23 protein-coding genes are annotated in these 22424 nt (G+C 56.3%); 14 read left to right on the top strand and 9 right to left on the bottom strand.

All coding sequences use genetic code 11. From position 1 onward, the window contains the following. Positions 1 to 27 precede the first annotated feature (27 nt). The 7 genes from ADIMK_RS13995 (at position 28) to yjgA (ending at position 5499) form a co-directional block, all read left to right on the top strand. Complete coding sequence (locus ADIMK_RS13995) at positions 28 to 1563, top strand: RNA polymerase factor sigma-54 (protein ID WP_036189261.1); 1536 nt, start codon at positions 28 to 30, stop codon at positions 1561 to 1563. A 51-nt stretch (positions 1564 to 1614) separates the two neighbouring features. Then, positions 1615 to 1905 (top strand): ribosome hibernation promoting factor, encoded by a 291-nt coding sequence (hpf, locus tag ADIMK_RS14000; RefSeq protein ID WP_036189264.1) that lies wholly within the window; start codon positions 1615 to 1617, stop codon positions 1903 to 1905. Positions 1906 to 1926: 21 nt separating this feature from the next. After that, on the top strand, positions 1927 to 2394 hold the full coding sequence (locus ADIMK_RS14005) for a PTS sugar transporter subunit IIA (protein ID WP_036189266.1): 468 nt from the start codon (positions 1927 to 1929) through the stop codon (positions 2392 to 2394). Beyond that, positions 2394 to 3251, top strand: coding sequence for an RNase adapter RapZ (gene rapZ / locus ADIMK_RS14010; protein ID WP_036189269.1), 858 nt, complete (start codon positions 2394 to 2396; stop codon positions 3249 to 3251). The genes ADIMK_RS14005 and rapZ overlap by 1 nt, the downstream gene beginning before the upstream one ends. 27 nt (positions 3252 to 3278) lie before the next feature. Continuing rightward, entirely contained in the window at positions 3279 to 3548 is a 270-nt protein-coding gene (locus ADIMK_RS14015) for an HPr family phosphocarrier protein (RefSeq protein ID WP_036189272.1), read from the top strand. Between the two features lie 69 nt (positions 3549 to 3617). After that, positions 3618 to 4970, top strand: a complete 1353-nt coding sequence (mgtE, locus tag ADIMK_RS14020) for a magnesium transporter (protein ID WP_036189275.1) — start codon at positions 3618 to 3620, stop codon at positions 4968 to 4970. A 4-nt stretch (positions 4971 to 4974) separates the two neighbouring features. Then, a complete protein-coding gene (gene yjgA / locus ADIMK_RS14025; protein ID WP_036189277.1) occupies positions 4975 to 5499 on the top strand; it encodes a ribosome biogenesis factor YjgA in 525 nt (174 codons plus the stop codon). A 12-nt stretch (positions 5500 to 5511) separates the two neighbouring features. Here yjgA and ADIMK_RS14030 read toward each other — a convergent pair whose 3' ends face one another. The 7 genes from ADIMK_RS14030 to ADIMK_RS14060 all read right to left on the bottom strand — a co-directional run bounded on the left by ADIMK_RS14030 (position 5512) and on the right by ADIMK_RS14060 (position 14729). Then, positions 5512 to 6348, bottom strand: a complete 837-nt coding sequence (locus ADIMK_RS14030) for a carbon-nitrogen hydrolase family protein (RefSeq protein ID WP_036189279.1) — start codon at positions 6346 to 6348, stop codon at positions 5512 to 5514. After that, positions 6348 to 10175, bottom strand: coding sequence for a YhdP family protein (locus ADIMK_RS14035; protein ID WP_081849798.1), 3828 nt, complete (start codon positions 10173 to 10175; stop codon positions 6348 to 6350). Before ADIMK_RS14035 ends, ADIMK_RS14030 begins: the two co-directional genes overlap by 1 nt. 14 nt (positions 10176 to 10189) lie before the next feature. After that, entirely contained in the window at positions 10190 to 11662 is a 1473-nt protein-coding gene (gene rng / locus ADIMK_RS14040; RefSeq protein ID WP_036189282.1) for a ribonuclease G, read from the bottom strand. A gap of 15 nt (positions 11663 to 11677) precedes the next feature. Further along, positions 11678 to 12274, bottom strand: coding sequence for a Maf family protein (locus tag ADIMK_RS14045; RefSeq protein WP_036189285.1), 597 nt, complete (start codon positions 12272 to 12274; stop codon positions 11678 to 11680). 14 nt (positions 12275 to 12288) lie between these two features. Continuing rightward, entirely contained in the window at positions 12289 to 12777 is a 489-nt protein-coding gene (gene mreD / locus ADIMK_RS14050; protein ID WP_036189288.1) for a rod shape-determining protein MreD, read from the bottom strand. Next, positions 12770 to 13624 (bottom strand): rod shape-determining protein MreC, encoded by an 855-nt coding sequence (gene mreC / locus ADIMK_RS14055; RefSeq protein WP_081849799.1) that lies wholly within the window; start codon positions 13622 to 13624, stop codon positions 12770 to 12772. Before mreC ends, mreD begins: the two co-directional genes overlap by 8 nt. 67 nt (positions 13625 to 13691) lie before the next feature. Then, entirely contained in the window at positions 13692 to 14729 is a 1038-nt protein-coding gene (locus tag ADIMK_RS14060; RefSeq protein ID WP_036189294.1) for a rod shape-determining protein, read from the bottom strand. Between the two features lie 190 nt (positions 14730 to 14919). Here ADIMK_RS14060 and gatC point away from each other — a divergent pair, with 190 nt between their 5' ends. The 7 genes from gatC to nhaR all read left to right on the top strand — a co-directional run bounded on the left by gatC (position 14920) and on the right by nhaR (position 20966). After that, the gene (gatC, locus tag ADIMK_RS14065) at positions 14920 to 15207 is read left to right on the top strand and encodes an Asp-tRNA(Asn)/Glu-tRNA(Gln) amidotransferase subunit GatC (RefSeq protein WP_036189297.1); all 288 of its coding nucleotides are present in this window, start codon (positions 14920 to 14922) and stop codon (positions 15205 to 15207) included. Between the two features lie 30 nt (positions 15208 to 15237). After that, positions 15238 to 16689 (top strand): Asp-tRNA(Asn)/Glu-tRNA(Gln) amidotransferase subunit GatA, encoded by a 1452-nt coding sequence (gatA, locus tag ADIMK_RS14070; RefSeq protein WP_036189299.1) that lies wholly within the window; start codon positions 15238 to 15240, stop codon positions 16687 to 16689. A 13-nt stretch (positions 16690 to 16702) separates the two neighbouring features. After that, positions 16703 to 18157, top strand: coding sequence for an Asp-tRNA(Asn)/Glu-tRNA(Gln) amidotransferase subunit GatB (gene gatB / locus ADIMK_RS14075; protein ID WP_036189302.1), 1455 nt, complete (start codon positions 16703 to 16705; stop codon positions 18155 to 18157). A 308-nt stretch (positions 18158 to 18465) separates the two neighbouring features. Beyond that, positions 18466 to 18660, top strand: coding sequence for a (2Fe-2S)-binding protein (locus tag ADIMK_RS14080; protein WP_036189304.1), 195 nt, complete (start codon positions 18466 to 18468; stop codon positions 18658 to 18660). A 126-nt stretch (positions 18661 to 18786) separates the two neighbouring features. Further along, complete coding sequence (gene bfr, locus ADIMK_RS14085; RefSeq protein ID WP_036189307.1) at positions 18787 to 19260, top strand: bacterioferritin; 474 nt, start codon at positions 18787 to 18789, stop codon at positions 19258 to 19260. A gap of 4 nt (positions 19261 to 19264) precedes the next feature. Beyond that, positions 19265 to 19732 (top strand): bacterioferritin, encoded by a 468-nt coding sequence (gene bfr, locus ADIMK_RS14090; RefSeq protein ID WP_036189310.1) that lies wholly within the window; start codon positions 19265 to 19267, stop codon positions 19730 to 19732. A gap of 325 nt (positions 19733 to 20057) precedes the next feature. Next, complete coding sequence (gene nhaR / locus ADIMK_RS14095) at positions 20058 to 20966, top strand: transcriptional activator NhaR (protein WP_036189313.1); 909 nt, start codon at positions 20058 to 20060, stop codon at positions 20964 to 20966. Here nhaR and ADIMK_RS14100 read toward each other — a convergent pair. Then, the gene (locus ADIMK_RS14100; protein WP_036189315.1) at positions 20946 to 21632 is read right to left on the bottom strand and encodes a phosphoglycolate phosphatase; all 687 of its coding nucleotides are present in this window, start codon (positions 21630 to 21632) and stop codon (positions 20946 to 20948) included. The two genes, nhaR and ADIMK_RS14100, sit on opposite strands and share 21 nt — an antisense overlap. Next, positions 21629 to 22303 carry a ribulose-phosphate 3-epimerase gene (gene rpe / locus ADIMK_RS14105; RefSeq protein ID WP_036189318.1) on the bottom strand — a complete coding sequence of 225 codons (675 nt, stop codon included), beginning with the start codon at positions 22301 to 22303 and terminating at the stop codon, positions 21629 to 21631. Before rpe ends, ADIMK_RS14100 begins: the two co-directional genes overlap by 4 nt. Positions 22304 to 22424: the final 121 nt, after the last annotated feature.

Raw genomic sequence — 22424 nt, forward strand, 5'->3', positions numbered from 1 at the left:
CGATCCACGTAATGGCATATCGCGTATATGAAGCAATCCTTACAGCTAAAAATCGGTCAGCAACTCACCATGACGCCGCAATTGCAGCAGGCTATTCGCTTGCTGCAACTTTCGACACTGGATCTACAGCAGGAGATCCAGCAGGCTCTGGAGAGCAATCCGCTGCTCGAAATTAGTGAAGAGGATTCAGATCTGCCCGGCGATGAAGGTGACGAGCGAGGCGAGCCTGAGCAGACCTCTGGCAACTCCGATGAGCGAAGCGAACACTCAGAGAACGCGTCGGACGATTCCTATGACGACAGCGCCTCATACGAAGACACTGCCGAAGACAGCTGGAGCGAAGATATTCCGTCGGAGCTTACGACCGACAGCTCCTGGGATGACACTTTCCAGGCAGCCCCTTCCAGTAGCGTGTCGTCACGTGATGACGATTGGGAGCCAGGCGATAACGACACCCGGGACGAAACACTTCAAGACCACCTTATCTGGCAGCTTAATCTGACACCGATGAGCGATGCCGACCGCCTGGTCGCTGAAGCGATCATCGACGGCATAGAGCCTGATGGCTATCTGACCGTCAGCGCCGAAGAGCTGCTTGAGCAGTTTTGTCAGCAGTACCCCGAAGACTTCGCCGATTGTGAACTGGACGAGATCGAAGCGGTGCTGCACCGCGTTCAGCAGTTCGACCCACCTGGCGTGGCGGCCCGAGACCTAAGTGAGTGCCTGGCGATACAGCTGCGCCAATTGCCACCAGACACCCCTTGGCTTAGCGAAGCGCTGAAGCTGGTTCAGGAACATCTCCAGCTGCTGGGCAATCACGACTACAAGACCCTTCTCAGAAGAATGAGGCTTAAAGAGGAGTCGCTTCAGGCGGTAATCCGTCTGATCCAGACACTGAATCCCAAGCCTGGCGCCATGATCACGTCGAGCCAATCAGAGTATGTTATTCCCGACGTTGTGGTAACCAAGATCAAGGACGAGTGGATCGTCAATCTCAACCCCGACGCTGCGCCACGCCTTCGCATCAACACACAGTACGCTGACCTTATCCGCCGGGCAGACAACAGTGCCGACAACAACTTTCTGAAGAACCACCTGCAAGAGGCTCGCTGGTTCCTTAAGAGCCTACTGAGTCGAAATGACACCTTGCTCAAGGTAGCGACCGAGATCGTTAGCCGACAATCCGAGTTTCTGGAGCAAGGTGAAGAGGCGATGAAGCCGATGGTACTGCATGACATTGCAGAAGCGGTGGGTATGCATGAGTCGACCATTTCACGCGTCACGACCCAGAAGTACATGCACACTCCCCGTGGTATATTCGAACTGAAGTACTTTTTCTCCAGCCACGTCAGCACATCGGATGGCGGCGCAGCTTCATCGACAGCCATCCGGGCACTGATTAAAAAGCTGGTATCAGCGGAAAATCCGGCCAAGCCTCTTAGCGATAACAAGATTGCACAACTGCTGGATGAGCAAGGAATCAATGTCGCCAGGCGCACCATCGCCAAATATCGCGAAGCAATGGCGATTCCGCCTTCTAATGAGCGCAAGCGTCTGGTTTAATTGAAGTGGAGAAGCACGATACAAAAGCGTGCAACGACGAGGAGAAAACGTATGCAGATCAACATTACTGGCCATCATGTCGAACTGACTGAAGCGCTTAACGACTATGTCCGCTCAAAGTTTGACAAGCTGGAGCGCCATTTTGACAACATCACCAATGCCCAGGTGACCCTCAGCGTTGAGAAGCAGCGTCAGCAGGCAGAAGCCGACGTCCACATTGCCGGCGGACAGATCTTTGCCACACACGAGCACGACGACATGTATGCTGCGATCGACGGACTGATCGACAAGCTTGATCGCCAGATCATCAAACACAAGGAAAAGATGAAAGCACACAAATAAACTGGAAACTCCTGTCAAATAATGAACTTAACCGAACTGCTGACCGAATCGCGCACACTCTGTCATACCGATATCGTCAGCAAGAAACGAGCACTGGAGCTGGCCAGCGAGACTCTCGCCGGCCAGCCCGGCGCTCCGGCAACCGAACAAATTTTCAGCGGTCTTCTCAACCGCGAGCGCCTTGGCAGCACCGGTATCGGTGACGGCGTCGCGATCCCCCATTGTCGTCTCGCCGATTGCCATCAGGCCATGGCGCTACTGATGACATTGGCGACACCAATAGACTTCGATGCGATCGACAATCGTCCTGTCGATCTGCTCTGCGTGTTACTGGTACCCGAAGATGGCGCCGAAGAGCATCTGCAAACGCTTGCGGGGCTTGCAGAACTCTTCAGCCAGGCGGACGTCCGCGAACAGTTGAGATCCTGCGAACAGGCAGCACAACTGTATCAGAGCGCACACGAACTGGCCGACGCTCAAAGGGCATGATGAAACTGGTCGTGATCAGCGGCCGGTCAGGCTCAGGCAAGAGTACCGCTCTCCAGGCACTTGAGGATGTCGGCTTTTACTGCATCGACAACCTCCCCGCCCGCTTGCTACCTGACTTGATCGATCAGATGCTCGGGGATCCCGAGCATCCCGACCAGCTAGCCGTCAGTATCGACGCCCGCAACCTGGTCAGCAATCTGCACGCTTTTCCCGGTATCATTCAGACACTCTCGATCCGTAAGGATCTCAGCTGTGAAATCCTTTACCTTGATGCAGCCGAGCCCACGCTGATCAAGCGCTACAGTGCCACCCGACGCAAACACCCCTTGTCTGACAGCCAATCAGGGCTGCGCGAAGCGATCGAATACGAGCGTACCCTGCTGGAAGGAATCGCCAGTCTTGCGGATATTCGTGTCGACACCACACGCCTTAGCCTCTATGAGTTACGCGATACCATCAAGTTACGCATTGCACAGAGAAGTGAACAAACGCTCTCCGTTCAATTTGAATCCTTCGGCTTCAAACATGGCGTACCGCTTGATGTCGATTTCACGTTCGATGTTCGCATGCTGCCCAACCCATACTGGGTACCCGAGCTGCGTCAGTTCACCGGTCGTGAGCAGGAGGTAATCGCCTTCCTTGAGAAGTCCCCCGAAGTAGAAGAGATGGTGGCCGACATCCGCGATTTTCTGGAGCGCTGGATCCCCCACTTCCGCCGCAACAATCGCAGCTACGTCACCGTCGGCATAGGGTGTACAGGCGGGCAGCATCGATCGGTTTATATTGCCGAGCGTCTCGCTGGTCATTTCAGCCAACTTATGGATAATGTCCATGTTCGCCATCGCGAACTGACCTAACCCCCTCGCTCGACCCTAGGGAAGCCGATGATCGAGAAGCAGCTGACAATAATCAACAAACTCGGCCTGCATGCCCGGGCCGCAGCTAAATTGATCAATACAACCGGCCACTACTCCAGCGATATCAAGATCGATAAGCAGGGCCGCGTGGTGGACGGAAAAAGTATCATGGCCGTTATGATGCTTGCCGCTTCAAAAGGTACCGACCTTGTCTTTCGCATTGAAGGTGAAGACGAAGAGGAAGCGATGAGTGCCATCGAGACCCTTATTAACAACCGCTTTGACGAGGCGGAATAGAGCCACAGCCTTCTCGCCGCTATACTTTCCGTTATACCCTGCCACCCTTACTTGAGCGATCGTTGCCGCATGAGCTCCCAACAGGACAACACCAGTCGTCTCGATGTTCTAAGCAATGCGCTCGACAGCAGTGAGATTCGTCAGCTCAAGTACATGCTCAACAAGGGGCTCAGACCGGTCGAAGCCGCCAAACTGCTGGAGAAGTCGCCGCCCAAAGAGCGCCAGCTGCTCTGGAACCTGCTCAACAAGGAGAACGAGGGTAAAATCCTCCAACACCTTGGTGACGATATTCAGACCGACATTCTAAGCCGCATGGATCCCAGCGAACTGCTGATGGTCACCGAAGGCCTCGATTCTGACGATATGGCCGACATGCTGCAACAGCTCCCCGACCGGGTGATGAAAGAGCTGCTGCGCATCATGGACAAGCAGAATCGCAAGCGTGTCGAAAAGCTGCTGTCCTACCCGGAAGATACCGCTGGCGGCCTGATGAATACGGATACGGTGACCATCAGGCCGGATATCACAGTGGAAACCGTGTTACGTTATCTCAGGCGTCATAGCGAGATTCCGCATACGACCGACAGCCTGTTCGTGGTCAGCCGTAAGGACTCCTTTATCGGCACGCTACCACTGAGCCGATTGCTCACCTCGGATCCGCAGGTCATGGTCCGCGAAATCATGCAAACCGAGCTCAAGGCCATACCGGCGGACATGCCGGAGCAGGAGGTTGCCCGCCTGTTCGAGGATGAAGATCTGGTATCGGCGCCAGTGGTGGATGATCACGGCAAACTGCTTGGCCGTGTCACCATAGACGATGTGGTTGACGTCATTCGTGAAGACGCCGACCACTCGCTGATGAGCATGGCAGGCCTTGATGATGACGAAGACACCTTCGCACCGGCCCTGCGCACAACGCGTCGGCGCGCGCTCTGGCTAGGCATAAACCTGATCACGGCCTTTATCGCATCGGCCGTTATCGGCTTGTTCGAAAACACGCTGGAGCAGGTCGTAGCGCTGGCGGTCTTGATGCCGATCGTTGCCTCCATGGGTGGCATTGCCGGCAGCCAGACACTGACACTGGTTATTCGAGGTCAGGCGCTAGGGCAGATAGAACGCAGCAATATTGGCTGGCTATTCAATCGCGAGCTGATATCAGGCGCATTGAACGGTACTCTATGGGCACTGGTTGTCGCGCTAGTTGCCGTGCTCTGGTTCAACGATATCACCGTCGGCATCGTCATTGCCCTGGCTATCGTGATCAATCTTCTGGCCGGCGCCATGGCCGGCACACTTTTACCCATGGCTCTCAAAAGCGCAGGTATAGACCCGGCTCTGGCCGGTGGTGTGCTGCTGACAACGATCACCGACGTCGTCGGTTTCTTTGCATTCTTGGGTCTTGCGACCCTGTTTTACGGTTGAAACAATGAGCGAATTCGAACACCAATCGGGGCTGGACCCTGACGAAGAACTGGGGCCAAGCCGCAGTCAGATTAAACGCGACATGGAAGCGCTTCAGGAGCTGGGCAGGCGTATTACAGAGCTTCGTCCCGACCAACAGGCCCAGGTACCAATGGATGAACGCCTGGCCACTGCGGTCGCGGAGATGCGACGGATAACGGCTCACGGTGCGCGAAAAAGGCACTTACAGTTTATCGGCAAGTTGATGCGCACCGCCGACGCCGACGCCATTCGCGAGGTAATCGAGCGCTTTGACTCGGCCTCTGCCGCCCACAACCAGCATTTTCACGCCCTGGAACAGTGGCGCGAACGCCTGATTGCAGGCGGCAACGAGGAGCTGCAGAGCTATATCGACGCCCATCCTGAGGCCGACATTCAACATCTGCGACAGCTGGTCCGTAATGCTCAGAAAGAGCGCAAGGAGGAAAAGCCGCCTGCGCAGGCGCGCAAGCTCTTCCGCTACCTGCGTGACATCAGCGAACAGGCCTGATTAAACACCCGCCTATCGCCAGCTATCGCGCCGATGCTGCCAAACCGGCATGTCGGCGCGTAGCTGTTTGACCTTGTCCAGATTCACATCTGCGACAACCACACCCTCACCCCACTCGTGACACCCGAGCACTTTCCCCCAGGGATCGATAATCATCGAGTGCCCCCAGGTTTCGCGCTTCGGGCTATGCACACCGCCCTGACCCGCCCCCAGGCAGTAGCACTGGTTTTCAATGGCTCGCGCTCGCAGCAACACTTCCCAGTGAGCCTCACCTGTCACCTTGGTAAAGGCAGCAGGTACCAACAGTATCTCGGCACCCAAGTCTCGCAAACGCTGATAGTGCGCCGGAAAGCGCAAATCGTAACAGATGCTCAGACCGAGTTTGCCAACAGGCGAATCAACGACAACCACGTCCTCGCCCGGTTCGAACCGCTCCGACTCACGGTAGCTCGACAGCGCATCCCCCACATCCACATCGAACAGGTGCCGCTTGTCATAGGAGGCGGCGACTGCCCCCCCGTCATCGACCACCAGCAACCGACTGCGTACCCTACCGTCTTCGATTTTGGATCCATCGGGCCTAAGCAGAGCCGGCGTACTGCCTGCAACCAGCCAAATACCGTACGCTTTGGCCTGGGCCGCCAGCCAGTTGGAGAGACGTCCGTGCAACAACTCCTCTTCAGCCAGCGCGCGTATCTGACCGCTTTCGATCAGCGCAAAGTTTTCCGGCATAACCGCGAGCCGAGCGCCCTGGCTGGCAGCCTGAGCAATCAACTCTCCGGCCTGAGCCAGGTTGGCTTCGGTATCCTTGCTGGACACCATTTGGATTACCGCCACTTTTTCAGCCATCAGGGCGTCTCCTTCTGTGCTGCTGCCGGTGTCTGCAGCTCAACCTGCGGATCACCCCAGTCACCGGAAATTCGATATTTCAGTGTCGTCACTTTCTCAAGCTTATCGCCGATCAGCTTGTCGATCAGGAACACCGCGCCTGCCACCTGAGGCGCACCCAATAAAACAGCGGCAAAGGGCACATTACTGGCCAATGGCAGTACCACCTCCATCTCCTTGTCTACCGTTTCATCGACGAGGTTCAGAGTGCCGCTGGCTTTAAGATTAGCCGAAGGGCCTTCCATGATTAGCGGATCCACAGTGCGCGCGATACCCTTTGCTATATCGTAGCGTCCTTCGAGGCGATCAAAAGCAACACCCTTCTTGAACAGATCGGAGAAATCGAGCCTCAAACGGCGGCCCAACGAGTTGAAATTCAGAATACCTAATACACGGAGCAGGTTGGCGCTGTTACCCGATTCAATCAGCCGTCCATCCTTGAATTTAAACCCCAAAGCACCGCCAAGATTCGCCGCCTTGATCGACCAGGGAGCCCCGGACCACTCCAGCTGTAGATCCGCACTTAATTCCTCGCTTTCAAACGTCTTCTCAAGCTGCCACAACTCCAATTGTCGCCCCAGATCCTTTCCCTGAATCTTCAGGGTCAAGCCGGTGCTTGGATGCTCTCCTCCCAACCAGTTGAGCTCACCTTTAATATTCAGTTGAGCAAGTGTCGCCACGATATTTTGTATTCTCAGACGCTGCCCCTGGGGACGCAGATTCGCCTGCCAGTGCCCCAGGTCACGCCCCCTGTATACAAACTTCTCAATATTCAGATCAGCCGGCGGCATCGACTCTGGGCTAAATAAGGACTCGTCCTCTTCCTGTTCAGATCCGGTCTTGGCGCTATCACCCGAGGGCAGTTTGTCCAGCGTCAGGCGTGAAAGGTCGATGGATATCGGTCGATCATCCCTGGGAATATGGACGTCCCCGGCAATCTCGTCACCGGCCAAATTCACCAGCCAACCTCCTCGATCAGGGGTCACTTTCGCGCTCAATCGGTGGACACTGAGCGCGCCGGCATCCACTCGAGCGATCTGCAGATCCACCGCTTTAAGTGCTACGTTTTCGCCAGCTGGCACACCGGCATTGGCATCTGCCCCTGCCGGTTGCAACTTCTCGAGCAGTGGCTTTAATTCATTGACTTTAAGGAGACCTAGAGCACCATCCACATAGAGGCCGTCACCCGCTCGCAGTACACTCTCGCCCTCACCCAAATGCACCGTACCACGCAGCGCATCGTGCGATAGATCAAAACGCCCGCTCAACGCCTGTCGATAACTGAAATCAAGCTGTCGACTGGACAACGCGAGTCCGACCTTGAGCTCGCCCGGCTGGGAAGCTTCAAGCCCCAACGGCGACGGCAGGTCCACCGCAACACCTTTCAGGTCCGACTGTATATCCAGTCGACTGATGCACGCTTTCTGCCCGTTACAGAGCGTTAACGCGGCGGTATAACCCAAGGTGCCCCGCATAAGCGTGAGCTGATCCACACCTGTCCATTTCCGGGCGGTCTCGACCGGTAACTGCCCTTGCATATCCACTCGAGTAACACCGTCACGGGTGGCAAGCTTTCCACTGAAAGACTGATCAAACATCCTGCCGGTAAGTTTTTCACTGGAAAGACCACGAGCGGTGCTGTAATTCAACCAGCCTTGAATATCGCTGATATCGAGACGCTTGGACTCTGATGAGAGTCTGGCACCGTCCAGGCGCCCCTTAGCCACAACGCTCAGCTTCGCTTTCGCGTCATGCTGCACCGGTATATCCAGATTCAAACCGGTCTCAATATGGCCGTCGAAGTGCCAGTCATCCAGCGATTCACCCACAAAGGCCATTGGTTTGGAGCGCAGAACTTTCTCCAAGTCAGTTGCAGGCCCATCCAGTTGAGCGATCACCTTGAGTCTTGGCTGATGCAGAGGCTTATAGGCCCACCCCGACTTTATTTTCGAATCAAGCAGGGTTGCATGGCGAATGTCAGCTCTCAAGTCTCCGTTATGTATGTATAAAAACAGGTCTGCGTTATCGATACTGGGCCAATCCGGGTCATACTTCAGCTGTGCATCCGCGATATCGAAAAAGAGTTGCACCACGGGTGGCTCGCGATCTTCCAGCATCCGCGTTCCACCGTGCAGCAATAGACCCGCCTGACGAATCGTACCGCCCTCTATCGCCTTTCCAAGCCAGCTGTGCAATCCTTCGCCTACTTCATGGGCAGGCGTAAAACTCTGGGCACGTGTTGCAGCGCCCTCCGTAATACCGATCTGCAGCGTAAGCTCGGTCTGCTGCTCCCGGTCATAGGGTATCTCGATACTGAATCGACCGGCCGCTTTCACGTCAGGCTCGGAAAGGTGCAGAAGCTCACTGCTGATAAGAGCCGCATCAGGAGAGAGTGACCACTTGATAACACCGTCTGCCTGCGCAAACGACCAGCCCTGGGGATAAAGTTTAGGGAAGTTCAGATCGAATCGATCCGAGCGAAGATGCAGAGCTCCACCGTTAATGTTTGCCTTCACCAACCCTGAAACACCATCGACAGCCGGTGCCCCATAGTAGGCATCAACAGCAAGATTCTCGGCATCCGCCGCAACGTGAAAGTCGCGCCACTGCCCGGATTCCGGCCAGACTACCCTGAGATTGTTTAACCGGCCCCGCGGCTTCAACTCATCGACAACCTCCAGCACTTTTTCCGGTAATGCCGACTGCTGTCCCACCCATTGCGCCAAGCGCTCAAGATCGACACTGGGCACTGCGACCTGCTGCAGTCTGAAAGGCTTTTGAACACCTTTACTCTCCAGCAACACCTGAGGTATTACCAGCCCTTCCCCCTCGGTATTGAGGTGAACATTGTTGAGCTGCAGCTGATATCCACCCGCTTTAGGCAGTAACGCAAAGTCGAGATAGCTATTGTTCAAGACCACCCGCTGTGGTGGGGCGCCATATTCCAGATCGCCCACCGCCAGCGCACCATTTAATGACGCCAGGGCACCGGCATGCCAACGTCCCCAAAATTCCGTTCCGGCGCGCAACCGGATCAGCGGCAGCTCAAGATCAATCAGCGTAAAGAGCTCGGGCCCCAGGGAATCAAGCTTTAGGTAAAAAGGGTAATCGCCCTGCAACGGATCTTCGGGCGTGCCCTCAAACTGCACTGCAAATTCAAGACGGGTATCCTCACCCAGCGCCGCTACCTGAAGGTTGCCGCTGAGCTGGTGCTGGTCGTCAACATTTTCAAGCAGGGCGTCGATCGAATTCAATTGCCTTGCACTGCCGGCATCGGGAAGCATCAACAGGCTAGCGTCGCGTATGACGACCTGAGGCTGACCTAGAATAAGTCCTAAGAGGCGTTGCCACCCCCGTTCCGACATGCCGCTGCTGTCAGCGCCGACACCGGGCCGATGCAGCCACCGACCGTCCCGTTGATGCCAGAAACCCTTTACAGAGCTGAACTCGAGTTTGCCGAAAACTGGCTGCCAACGTACTAACGATCGCCAGGGATCGAGCTGAACGTCGATATGGTCGATGCTCAAGCGCACCTCGGGCCCCTGCTCACCGGCACTGAACACCCTGAGCCCCTCAACATTGAGCGCCGGGTAGTAGCCTTCCCAGCGTGCATCGATGCGATCGATCCCCAGATTGACACCCAGTGCTTCGCCCAGATAGGCCTCAATTTCGTCCTTGTAGTCCGATACTTTCGGCAGCCCCAGGCGCAAGCCGATTATGGCGATACCAATCAGCATCGCCAGCATCAAACTCCACCAACTGAGGTGTCTAACCGACGCCTTGAGCATAAGCGGCGCGTTCCTTAGCGCAGAACCACATCGAAATGTTCGGGGTTATACATGGGTTCAACTTGGAAGCGGATCGTCTTGCCGATGAACACTTCAAGCTCCGCCACGTGATCCGATGCATCATCCAGCAGGTAATCGACTACCCGCTGATTGGCCAAAACCAGATAGGAGTCGGTATCGTAGGCACGGTGCTGACGCAGAATCTCGCGGAAAATTTCATAACAGACCGTTTCCGGTGTACGGATAGAGCCACGCCCCTCACACTGCTGGCAGGGCTCGCAGAGCACCTGTTCAAGGCTCTCCCGGGTGCGTTTGCGGGTCATCTCGACCAGACCAAGCTCCGACACACCTGTCACTTTGCACTTGGCGTAATCCTTTTCCAGCACTCGCTCAAGCGTACGTAGAACCTGGCGCTGATGATCGACATCTTCCATGTCGATAAAATCGATGATGATAATGCCGCCAAGGTTCCTTAAACGCAGCTGACGCCCTATCGCAGTCGCCGCTTCAAGATTGGTTTTGAAGATCGTCTCTTCAAGATTGCGATGCCCGACAAACGCGCCGGTATTCACATCAACCGTCGTCATCGCTTCTGTTTGATCGAATATCAGATAGCCGCCGGATTTCAGCTCCACCTTGCGACCGAGGGCCTTCTGCACCTCCTCCTCTACGTTAAAGAGGTCGAAAATAGGGCGCTCGCCCGGGTAGTACTCCAGCTTACTCTCAATCTCAGGCACCAGAGAACGGCAGAAATCGACCGCCTTCTGAAACGTCTCACGGGAGTCGATCCGGATACGTTCAACGCCGGCATGGGCCATATCACGGAGCGCGCGCATATTCAGCGGCAGATCCTCGTAAACCGCAGATGGGGCACTTGCCTTGGCAATCCGGCTCTGAATCGAATCCCACAGCCGTACCAAAAACTGTATATCGGCCGCCAGCTCGGCCTCACTTACCTGCTCGGCTACAGTCCGCAGGATAAATCCATGACCTGGAGATTCTTCCTCTTCGCTGGTACTGAGCTTCTGGATCAGGGATCTTAAACGCTCACGCTCTTCCGGATCCTCAATGCGCTGAGAGACACCAATGTGGGAGCTGCCCGGCATCAGCACTAGATAGCGGGAGGGAATCGAAAGATGGGTTGTCAGCCGCGCCCCCTTGGTCCCGATCGGGTCCTTGGTTACCTGCACAAGCAGCGACTGCCCCTCTCTCAACACATGAGCAATGGAGAGATTCGCGCGCCCTTCCGCGGACTGACTCTGGTCGACAACCTCGTCAACGTGGATAAAAGCTGCGCGCTCCAGGCCTATATCGACAAAGGCCGCCTGCATACCCGGCAAGACACGTACAACCTTACCCTTATATATATTGCCAACAATTCCGCGACGCTTGGCACGTTCGATATAGATCTCTTGCGGCATACCGTTTTCGATTACCGCGACACGGGTCTCCATCGGAGTAAAGTTGATCAGTATCTCTTCCGCCATGCCGAATTCCTTACTTCAGGCTTTTGGGTCAGACGATGTTTGCCAGACCTCAATATCGAATTCTTTCAGTATGGCCGCTGTTTGCGCCAGCGGCAGGCCAACGACCGCCGAATAGCTACCGTTGATCGAATCTACCAATACAGCACCCAGTCCCTGAATGCCGTAGGCTCCCGCCTTGTCTGCAGGTTCACCACTGGCCCAGTATGCTCGGGCACGTGACTCATCAAAGGCGACAAAGTTGACTTCCGTTATGACGGTTTCACAGATACAACGTTCCCCATCGACGACAGCAACGGCCGTCATCACCTGATGTTTTCGACCGGATAATCGCCTTAGCATGCTTAGCGCATCCGCCTCGTCACGCGGCTTTCCGAGAATTTCGTCATCCAGAATAACTGCCGTATCTGACCCGAGGGCGGGCGTAACACTGCCCGCCGCCAGGAAGCCGGCCTTCGCCTTTTCACAGGCTAGACGCGCAACATAAGCAGTTGGCGCTTCATCGTCCAGCGGGTCTTCGCACAGGTCGACAGGCATGACCTGATGAGGCACTCCGATCTGATCCAACAATTCGCGGCGACGTGGGGATGCGGAAGCAAGAATCAGAACAGACATTGGGAAACCTTGACTCAGCGTATTCGGAACAGGCGCCGAACACCTCTTAACAGCAGGAACAACCAGGGCCAGACCAGAGCGCTGATCACCGCTGGTAGTAGAAACAGTAGCGAATCGCTTGTCGTGCCGGTAATGCCCTGCATCCAGTGGAACAGCAGCTGATTGATTCCCACCAGCACCAGAATCAGGGAGGACTGCTGCCACAACGGGAACATGCGCATCCGTTTGTACAGCATCAACACCAGAAAGGCGATGATCGTCATCGACAGCGCGTTGAGCCCAAGCACACTGCCACGCACCAGATCCATGGCCAGCCCGACAACGAATGCACTTCCTATGCCGATGCGGTAGGGCAGTGCCATGACCCAATAGATCAGGACCAGAAGAACCCATTCAGGTCGCGCCCATGTCATGAAGTCCGGCATCGGAATCTGGCTGAGTACCAGACCGATGATGAACGTCCCAAGAATGATCAGCCCGCCGCCGGCGCGCTCTTCATTCATCAGGCGCCTCCGAAGGGAGCGTCACATTGACCTGTTCGTGCTGTACGAGCAGCAGATGACGGCTCTTGTCCAAGCGAGCGGAGGGCTTCGCCTTGACCTGCACGAACTGCCTGCCTGGATCGCGTATCACATCCGTCACTTCTGCCACCGGGTAGCCCCGAGGGAATCGCCCAGCCAGCCCGGAGGTGACCAGCAGGTCCCCGACACGCACATCGGCTGTATCGGCTACATGTTCAAGCTCCAGCTCATCCAGATCCCCCTTGCCCAGAGCAATTGCGCGAAAACCGTTGCGATTGATCTCGACCGGAAGCGCCGCACGGGCGTCGGTGACCAGCATTACGCGGGCGGTATAGTGCGACAGCGTAATGACCTGCCCCATGATACCACCGGCGTCCAGCACCGGCTGGCCTTCGTAGACACCATCCTCGAAACCGCGGTTTATGATCACCTCGTGCTGGAACGGATCGGGGTTTACACCGATCAACTCAGCCAGCTTGACCGGCTCCGTTACGCGTTTTCCAGCACCGAGCAACTCCCGAAGGCGGATATTCTCGGCGATAAGCGCCGCGTTCTGCTGCACCTTGCGCTCAAGCATCAACGCCTCGGAGCGAAGCCGCTCGTTATCGCTCAGCAGTGTGGCACGGCTTACAACAACGCCGGACAGGTTATCGGCGGCACGGGCAGGCAGATCGACCAACCACTGGACGGGTGTAGTCAACAGGGACAGGTAAGCACGCCCCTCTTTCATCTTCGACCAGTTCAGGTCAGAGATGATCAAAAGCAGTGCCATCAATATCAGAACGACGAAGAGGGCACGCGGTGCCCCCCCTCGAAATATGGTTTTAATAGCAGACCTCCGGTTTCTTTTTCACCAGTGCATCAACAGCATTGGCGATTGGAAACAGGTCAAAATCTTATTCGTAGGTCAGCAGCTCGAATGCGTGCTTATCGAGCATCTCCAGCGCCTTGCCACCACCACGAGCAACACAGGTCAGCGGATCTTCGGCGACGATCACAGGCAGGCCGGTCTCTTCGCTGATCAAACGATCGATATTACGCAGCAGCGCACCACCGCCGGTCAGCACAATGCCGTGTTCGGCAATATCGGCTGCCAGCTCCGGCGGACACTGCTCAAGCGCACTTTTGACCGCCTGCACGATAGAGGACAGCGGCTCCTGCAGCGCCTCCAGAATTTCGTTGCTGTTCAGGGTGAAGCTGCGCGGAATCCCTTCAGCCAGATTGCGACCGCGCACATCGATCTCGAAAACCTCTGTACCGGGATAGGCTGTACCGATCTCCTGCTTGATCCGCTCAGCTGTCGCCTCGCCGATCAAACTGCCATAGTTGCGACGCACGTAGGTGACGATCGCTTCATCGAAACGGTCACCACCGACACGTACAGACTCCGCATAGACGATTCCGTTCAATGAAATAACCGCGATCTCAGTGGTACCGCCACCGATATCCACCACCATGGAACCGCTTGCTTCATCCACCGGCATACCGGCGCCGATCGCGGCCGCCATAGGCTCCTCGATCAAATACACCTCGCGAGCACCAGCACCGATCGCCGATTCCTTGATGGCGCGACGCTCTACCTGCGTGGATTTGCAGGGCACACACACCAGCACACGCGGGCTCGGGGTCAGGAAAGAGTTGTCATGTACCTTGCTGATGAAGTACTGCAGCATCTTTTCGGTGACATGGAAATCAGCGATGACGCCGTCTTTCATCGGTCGAATCGCTGTGATGTTACCGGGCGTACGGCCCAGCATGCGTTTTGCATCGGTACCGACTGCCGCTACCGATTTCTGGTTGCCATTGACGCGTATCGCGACTACCGAGGGCTCGTTGAGCACTATGTCCCGGTCACGCACATAAATGAGGGTATTAGCAGTACCCAGGTCGATCGACAGGTCGCTGGAGAAAAGGCCGCGGATTTTCTTGAACATGAGAAGTGGATACCCTGAGGTTTGCCGTCGGGCCGCCGCCGCTGAAAACTTAGCTGGGCGACTTTACTGGCCACAAGTCCTGAAAGGCGATAACTCTAACAACGGCGGGGATTTTGGGCAAGGAACAAATATGGTAACTTAGCCCGCTTCTAACTCTTTCCTGAATAAGCTAACAGCGAGAAGCGGACTTATGTCTCTGGACCGATCCGACGTGGAACGTATCGCCCATCTGGCACGTCTCCAGATAGACGAAAGCGATATCCCGTCCTACACCGAAAATCTCTCCAGCATCCTTAACCTGATCGACCAGATGCAGCAGACGGATACCTCCGGCGTTGAGCCGCTGGCCAATCCGCTCGACGCCGTACTGCGTCTACGTGAAGACGTGGTCAGCGAAGTCAACCAACGTGCGGCGCTGCAATCGGTTTCCCCGGCTGTCGAAGAGGGGCTGTTCCTGGTCCCGAAAGTGATCGAGTAACTCTCGCCCTATTTCAAGGAATGCTTACAGATGTTTGACAAGACACTGGCCGAGCTGGCTGAAGGTCTGCGCAAGGGGGAATTCAGCAGCGTCGAGCTGACCCAAGCGTACCTGGAGCGGATCAAGAACGAAGATAACCGCTACAACAGTTTCATTACCGTTACCGAAGAGCAGGCACTGGAGCAGGCCAGAGCGGCCGATGCAGCCATCGCCGCTGGAACTGCAGGCGCTTTCACCGGCCTGCCGATTGCACACAAGGACCTGTTCTGCACCCAGGGCGTTCGCACAAGCTGCGGCTCAAAGATGCTGGACAACTTCGCCTCCCCCTACGACGCCACCGTTGTCGCCAAATTCAAGCAGGCCGGCGCGGTCATGCTGGGCAAAACCAACATGGATGAGTTCGCCATGGGCTCCTCCAACGAATCCAGCTTCTACGGGGCCGCGCGCAACCCGTGGAACACCGATTGCGTACCCGGCGGCTCATCCGGTGGTTCTGGCGCTGCGGTAGCCGCCCGCCTGACACCAGCCGCAACCGGCTCGGATACTGGCGGCTCGATTCGTCAGCCGGCCGCACTGTGCGGCATCACCGGTCTGAAACCCACCTATGGCCGCGTATCCCGCTACGGCATGATCGCCTACGCCTCATCCCTCGATCAGGGCGGGCCGATGGCCCATACCGCGGAAGATTGCGCGATAATGCTGAACGTGATGGCCGGTTTTGATCCGATGGATTCAACCTGCCTCAATCGCGAGGTGCCGGATTACACCGCAACGCTGAACGAATCCCTCGCCGGGCTGAAGATCGGCCTGCCCAAGGAGTACTTCAGCGAAGCGCTGGACCCGCAGATCGCCGAGCGCGTCAAAGCCGCCGTTGCCGAATTTGAAAAGCTTGGCGCCACGGTAAAAGAGGTGAGCCTGCCAAGAACCGAGCTGTCGATTCCGGCTTACTACATCATCGCGCCGGCCGAAGCCTCTTCCAACCTGTCGCGTTTCGACGGCGTTCGCTATGGCTACCGTTGCGAGAATCCGCAGGATCTTGAGGACATGTACAAGCGCACTCGGGGCGAAGGCTTCGGTGCCGAGGTAAAACGCCGCATCATGGTGGGCACCTACGCGTTGTGCGCCGGTTACTATGACGCGTACTACAACAAAGCACAGCAGATCCGCCGCCTGATCCAGCAGGATTTCATCCGCGTTCTGGAAGAGGTCGACGTCATCATGGGCCCAACCACGCCGCACCCGGCTTTCCGCATCGGTGAAAAGAATAACGATCCGGTTAGCATGTATATGGAAGACATCTTCACCCTGTCGCTGAACCTGGCAGGATTGCCGGGTATGTCCGTACCCTGCGGTCAGGTTAACGGTCTTCCGGTCGGCTTGCAGATCATCGGCAACTATTTTGCCGAGGCGAAGCTGTTGAACGTTGCGCATCAGTTCCAGCAGGCGACTGACTGGCACAAACAGGCACCGGCCGGAATCTGAGAGGTTTAGAACGATGGAATGGGAAGTTGTTATCGGGCTGGAGATTCACGTCCAGCTCTCCACTACGACCAAGATTTTCTCCGGTGCCAGCACTGCATTCGGTGCCGAGCCGAATACTCAGGCTTGTGCAGTCGACCTTGCCCTGCCCGGCACCTTGCCGGTGTTCAACGAGAACGCCTTGCGCATGGCGGTCATGTTCGGCCTCGCAGTGAATGCCGAGATTGGCAAGCGCTCGGTATTCGAGCGCAAGAACTACTTCTACCCCGACCTGCCCAAGGGTTACCAGACCACACAGCTAGCCGAACCGATTGTGGGTGCAGGCTATGTGGATATCGAAACCGACGATGGTGTAAAACGTCGTGTACGGCTGCATCACGCCCATCTTGAAGAGGATGCCGGCAAGTCACTACATGAAGACTTCCACGGCATGTCCGGCATTGACCTGAACCGCGCCGGCACGCCACTGGTTGAGATCGTATCCGAACCGGACATGCGCTCCTCCAAGGAAGCAGCCGCCTACGCACGCAAGATCCACGCAATCGTTACAACGCTGGGCATCTGCGACGGCAACATGGCCGAAGGCTCCATGCGCTGCGACTGTAACGTATCCATACGTCCCAAGGGACAGGAAACGCTTGGCACCCGCACAGAGCTTAAGAACATCAACTCCTTCCGCTTTATCGAACGCGCCATCGATACCGAAGTGGCACGCCAGATCGATCTGATCGAAGATGGCGGCAAAGTGGTGCAGGAGACCCGACTGTACGATCCGGACAAGAACGAAACCCGCAGCATGCGTTCGAAAGAGGATGCCAACGACTACCGTTACTTCCCCTGCCCCGACCTGCTGCCGGTGGTGATCGATGACAGCTACATCGACGCTATTCGTGCAACACTGCCCGAACTGCCGGATGCACGTCGCGCACGCTTTATCGAAGAGTTCGGGCTCTCGGAGTATGATGCAGGCGTTCTCTCCAGCTATCGCGCTCAGGCCGATTACTACGAGCAAGCGGTCAAAGCCTGCGGCGATGCGAAACTCGCCGCCAACTGGGTCATGGGCGAGTTGGCCAAATACCTGAACCAGAGCGACACCGATATCAAAGACAGCCCGATCTCGGCTGAGCAGCTTGGCGGACTGCTGGTGCGTATCAAGGACAACACCATCTCCGGCAATATCGCCAAGAAGGTGTTCGAGCTGATGTGGAGCAAGGGCGGCAGTGCCGACGACATCATTGAGACTGAAGGGCTCAAGCAGGTGACCGACACCGGCGCTATCGAGAAGATCGTCGACGAGGTCATCGCCAACGCCGACAAGCAGGTCGAGCAGTACAAGGCGGCCGAACCCGAAAAACGCGGCAAGATGCTTGGCTTCTTCATGGGGCAGGTGATGAAAGCCACCGGCGGCAAGGCCAACCCCGGTGCGGTCACCGGAATTCTGAAGCAGAAACTGGACGCACTCTGCAACTAAGCTGTATCGATCGGACAGGCTTAAGCCTGTCCGATCTCCTCCCCTCTGTTCACATCCGCACAAACACCCGACACCCTAACGTCGCCCAGCGGCTTTATCATGTTGATTTAAAGGCGCTTTTAGTCACTGACTGATGGCACAGTGCTTGCTCTACTCTCGAATGTGCGCCCTTATTGGCACAGCCTCCCCTACTCTGGACCGCTATCGCACCGCAACAACCAAAAATTAACGAAAGATGTTGCAAAAAGGTAATGCGAAACATTATCATTACCAACAGTATTTAATTACCCATCCAAACGGAGGGAGTCATGTACGTATGCATCTGTAACAACATCACCGAACGCCAGATTCAACAAGCGATCGACGAAGGTGCCCGTAACGTACGCGATCTTAACCGTGCGCTTTGCGTTGGCAGCGAGTGTGGCAAGTGCACCTGCACCGCCCGACAGATTCTCAAACGCGAGCTCACCTCCCAAGCCGAAGCTTTGGCTATTCCCGCTTAATCCCCCTACCCGCTCCAATCGCCACAGGGCGACCGACAGTCTCATCTTTTGCGCTATACTCACAGGCTGAGGCTGCCCCGCCCAGTCTCATGGAACCTATGCGCCACGACAATTTAGGAGCTACCAATGCAAGGCGATAAGTCACTTGTGCGCCGCCTCAACAAGGTGTTGACCTACGAACTGACCTCCATCAACCAGTTTTTTCTGCACGCCAGAATGTTCAAGAACTGGGGCCTGGAGGGACTGAATCACAAGGCTTACAAGAAATCGATTCTCGACATGAAGCAGGCGGATGAGCTGATCGAGCGCATCCTTTTCCTGGAGGGCCTTCCGAATCTTCAGCAGCTGGAGCGCTTGCGTATTGGGGAGCATACCGCCGAGATGCTGCAATGCGACCTGGACTTCGAGATGGACCAGATCGCGCTGTTGCGGGAAGTTATCGCCGAGTGCGAAGCGGCCGGCGACTATGTCAGCCGGCATCTGCTGGTCGAAATCCTCGAAAGCGAAGAGGAGCACGTTGACTGGATTGAAGCACAGCAATACCTGATCAACGAAACAGGAATCGAGAACTATCTGCAGTCGGCGATTGAAAAGGAGTAAGGCAATGCAGGGTAAACAACGCGTCATCGATGCACTGAACAAGCTGCTGGCCGGCGAACTGGCCGCAATGGATCAGTATTTTGTCCACTCCGAGATGTACGACGACTGGGGGTTGAGCAAGCTTTATGAGCGCATCTCTCACGAGTTCGACGACGAGAAAGGACACGCCAAGGCGATTATCTCCCGCATCCTGTTTCTGGAAGGCACTCCCGACCTGGTTACCCGGGACACGATTCATGTGGGCAAGGACGTACCGGAGATGCTGCGCAACGACCTCAACACCGAATACTCCGTTGCACAGAACCTGAAAGACGTCATCAAACTATGCGAGGACGAGCAGGACTATCAAACCCGCGAAATGCTCCGCCAGCAACTCGAAGATACTGAAGAAGACCACGCGTACTGGCTGGAAAAGCAGCTCGGCCTGATCGACAAGATCGGACTGAAAAACTACCTGCAGTCGCAGATGTAAGCCCGCACCGGCAAGCTCACATCGAAAAGGCAGCGCCCGAGGGGCTGCCTTTTCAGTTTCTGACCGCAATACGCCCGCGGGGTACTGTACATCCACCTACCCCGCTCCTGCGCATCCCTGCGTCCACGGAGTACCGTACATCCTGCACATAAAAAAACCCCGCCGAAGCGGGGTAAAACTGTGTGTGATAAAGCCGATGTCCGTTCACATACCGAGAACAGAACAATCCAGTCTCGGGGAGAGACTGCATGAGCAAGATCCAGTATAGTGATTTGAAGACTATATAAAACTCGAATTTAATAACGCAAAGCTTCGATTTTATCGAATGAAAATTCACAACCTAAACTTCCGCCACCTGCGTTACTTCATGGTCGTTGCACAGGAAGGCAGCATTGCCCGCGCCAGCGACCGCCTGAATCTGACACCGCAGACCATCTCCGGCCAGCTGAAAACACTGGAGGAGATGCTGGAGATCGAGCTGTTCGAACGTCGAGGCCGCCGCCTGGAACTCACAGACGCGGGCCGACAGGCACTGGAATACGCCGAGGAGATTTTCAGTCTCGGTGAAGCGATGCAGCTGCAATTGCATCACGCCGATACCGCACGTCTGACCTGCGCTGTGGGCATCGCCGATGTGGTGCCAAAGAGCATCGCCTACCGCCTGCTGGCTCCGGCATTAGAACTTGACGAGCCATTGCGGCTGGAGTGCCGCGAAGGCTCGATGGAATCATTGCTGGGGGAGCTGATCTCCAACCGTGTTGACCTGATACTGGCCGACCGTCCCATCGACGCGGGCACCCATGTGCGGGCGTACAATCATCTGCTCGGTGAAACAGGCATCAGCATGTTCGCCAGCCCCGCGCTGGCGGCCCGCTATCGCAATCGTTTCCCCGAGGGGCTCGATGGGGCGCCTTTACTGCTGCCAACAGACGACACCGTGGCCGGTGCCAACATCATGAAGTGGCTTCGCGCCCGCCAGATATCTCCACTGATCCAGGTTGAATGTGTGGACAGCGCCCTGATCGATACGTTTGGCCAGGCCGGTATCGGCCTGTTCTGCGGCCCTTCCGTGCTTGAGGAAGAGCTGCAACGTCAGCACGGCGTCGAGCTGATCGGTCGATTGGAGGGGATCAGAGAGCGCTATTATGCGATTTCGCTGGAGCGGCAGATCCGCCACCCCGGCGTTCAGGCCATCACGCATCGCGCGCGTGAACTACTGGGTGTTGAGCGGTAACAACTCTCGCAGTGAGTCGACGACACGATCAGCCCCGGCGTCTTGAATCGCCTCGCCGTGGTTGTAGCCATAGCTGACACATACAACCGGGCAACCCGCCGCACGAGCCGCTTCGACATCGACTTTGGAGTCACCGATCATCAGCGCCCGATCGGGCTCTACACCCAAGGCGCTGCATGCATGAAGCAAGGGCGCGGGATGCGGCTTCCTCTGATCTAGCGAATCACCCGCCACAACAACGGGGAAATAACGTGCTAACTGGAGCTGATCCAGCAATTCGGTCGTGAAGCTGCCAGGCTTATTGGTTACAACGGCCATCGGAACCCCTTGAGCCTGATAATGCTCCAGCAGTGCCTCAACACCGGGATAGATGTGGCTGTTGCGACCGTTGGCCTGGGCATAGGCCGCGAGAAAGAGCTCCCGCGCAATCGGAAACAACTCACCACCGAGCGGATCGGAATCGACCTCAAAACCACCAGCCAGTGCGCGCCGCACCAGCATGTCGGCACCGTTGCCAACCCAGCGACGCACCTTATCTTCCCCTGCAGGTGCTCGACCTATCCCCTCCAGCATCAAATCGACCGCGCGTGCCAGATCCGGTACGCTGTCGACCAGCGTGCCATCAAGGTCAAACATCACCAGCGCAGGCTGAGTACCACAGATCACCGCTCCACCTTGGCAAGCTCTGCGCGCATCTTATCGATCGTGGCGCGGTAGTCGTCGGTGTTGAATATTGCCGAGCCGGCGACAAAGGTATCAGCTCCGGCTTGCGCAATCTCGCGAATATTTCCGATACCCACTCCGCCATCGACTTCAAGGCGTACCGCATAACCGCTTTCATCGATGCGCTGGCGTACCTGCTTCAACTTATCGAGTGTAGCAGGGATAAACTTCTGACCACCGAAGCCCGGGTTTACCGACATCAGCAAGATCATGTCCAGTTTATCCATCACGTAATCGAGGTAGTGCAGCGGTGTAGCGGGATTGAACACCAGACCCGCCTTGCAGCCACCGTCACGGATCATCTGTAACGAGCGATCGATATGTTCTGACGCTTCTGGATGGAAGGTGATGAATGTCGCGCCCGCGTCGATAAAATCGCCAATCATGCGATCCACCGGCTTCACCATCAGATGCACATCAATGGGGGCCTTGATGCCGTAGTTACGCAGCGCCTTGCACACCATCGGACCAATGGTCAGATTGGGGACATAGTGGTTATCCATAACATCGAAGTGAACAATATCGGCACCGGCTGCTAATACAGCGTCGACCTCTTCACCCAAGCGGGCGAAATCGGCTGAGAGGATGGAGGGAGCTATCTTGTAGTCGGTCATCGCACAAAATACCGCAAGGGTTGAGAATCGAAGACGCCATTGTACAAAAGCATGCCGACAGATTCAGCCTCGGCGAGGTGCTCGATACAAACTCTTGCCGCAAAGCCCCGTGACACCGATA

This window comes from Marinobacterium lacunae, from assembly GCF_000705555.1.
GTDB classification, from domain to species: domain Bacteria; phylum Pseudomonadota; class Gammaproteobacteria; order Pseudomonadales; family Balneatricaceae; genus Marinobacterium_D; species Marinobacterium_D lacunae.

Bases quoted from the DNA above. Each gene is read 5' to 3' on its own strand.
- ADIMK_RS13995 (WP_036189261.1), top strand. From the start codon at position 28: ATGAAGCAATCCTTACAGCTAAAAATCGGTCAGCAACTCACCATGACG.
- hpf (WP_036189264.1), top strand. From the start codon at position 1,615: ATGCAGATCAACATTACTGGCCATCATGTCGAACTGACTGAAGCGCTT.
- ADIMK_RS14005 (WP_036189266.1), top strand. From the start codon at position 1,927: ATGAACTTAACCGAACTGCTGACCGAATCGCGCACACTCTGTCATACC.
- rapZ (WP_036189269.1), top strand. From the start codon at position 2,394: ATGAAACTGGTCGTGATCAGCGGCCGGTCAGGCTCAGGCAAGAGTACC.
- ADIMK_RS14015 (WP_036189272.1), top strand. From the start codon at position 3,279: ATGATCGAGAAGCAGCTGACAATAATCAACAAACTCGGCCTGCATGCC.
- mgtE (WP_036189275.1), top strand. From the start codon at position 3,618: ATGAGCTCCCAACAGGACAACACCAGTCGTCTCGATGTTCTAAGCAAT.
- yjgA (WP_036189277.1), top strand. From the start codon at position 4,975: ATGAGCGAATTCGAACACCAATCGGGGCTGGACCCTGACGAAGAACTG.
- ADIMK_RS14030 (WP_036189279.1), bottom strand. From the start codon at position 6,348: ATGGCTGAAAAAGTGGCGGTAATCCAAATGGTGTCCAGCAAGGATACC.
- ADIMK_RS14035 (WP_081849798.1), bottom strand. From the start codon at position 10,175: ATGCTCAAGGCGTCGGTTAGACACCTCAGTTGGTGGAGTTTGATGCTG.
- rng (WP_036189282.1), bottom strand. From the start codon at position 11,662: ATGGCGGAAGAGATACTGATCAACTTTACTCCGATGGAGACCCGTGTC.
- ADIMK_RS14045 (WP_036189285.1), bottom strand. From the start codon at position 12,274: ATGTCTGTTCTGATTCTTGCTTCCGCATCCCCACGTCGCCGCGAATTG.
- mreD (WP_036189288.1), bottom strand. From the start codon at position 12,777: ATGAATGAAGAGCGCGCCGGCGGCGGGCTGATCATTCTTGGGACGTTC.
- ADIMK_RS14060 (WP_036189294.1), bottom strand. From the start codon at position 14,729: ATGTTCAAGAAAATCCGCGGCCTTTTCTCCAGCGACCTGTCGATCGAC.
- gatC (WP_036189297.1), top strand. From the start codon at position 14,920: ATGTCTCTGGACCGATCCGACGTGGAACGTATCGCCCATCTGGCACGT.
- gatA (WP_036189299.1), top strand. From the start codon at position 15,238: ATGTTTGACAAGACACTGGCCGAGCTGGCTGAAGGTCTGCGCAAGGGG.
- gatB (WP_036189302.1), top strand. From the start codon at position 16,703: ATGGAATGGGAAGTTGTTATCGGGCTGGAGATTCACGTCCAGCTCTCC.
- ADIMK_RS14080 (WP_036189304.1), top strand. From the start codon at position 18,466: ATGTACGTATGCATCTGTAACAACATCACCGAACGCCAGATTCAACAA.
- bfr (WP_036189307.1), top strand. From the start codon at position 18,787: ATGCAAGGCGATAAGTCACTTGTGCGCCGCCTCAACAAGGTGTTGACC.
- bfr (WP_036189310.1), top strand. From the start codon at position 19,265: ATGCAGGGTAAACAACGCGTCATCGATGCACTGAACAAGCTGCTGGCC.
- nhaR (WP_036189313.1), top strand. From the start codon at position 20,058: ATGAAAATTCACAACCTAAACTTCCGCCACCTGCGTTACTTCATGGTC.
- rpe (WP_036189318.1), bottom strand. From the start codon at position 22,303: ATGACCGACTACAAGATAGCTCCCTCCATCCTCTCAGCCGATTTCGCC.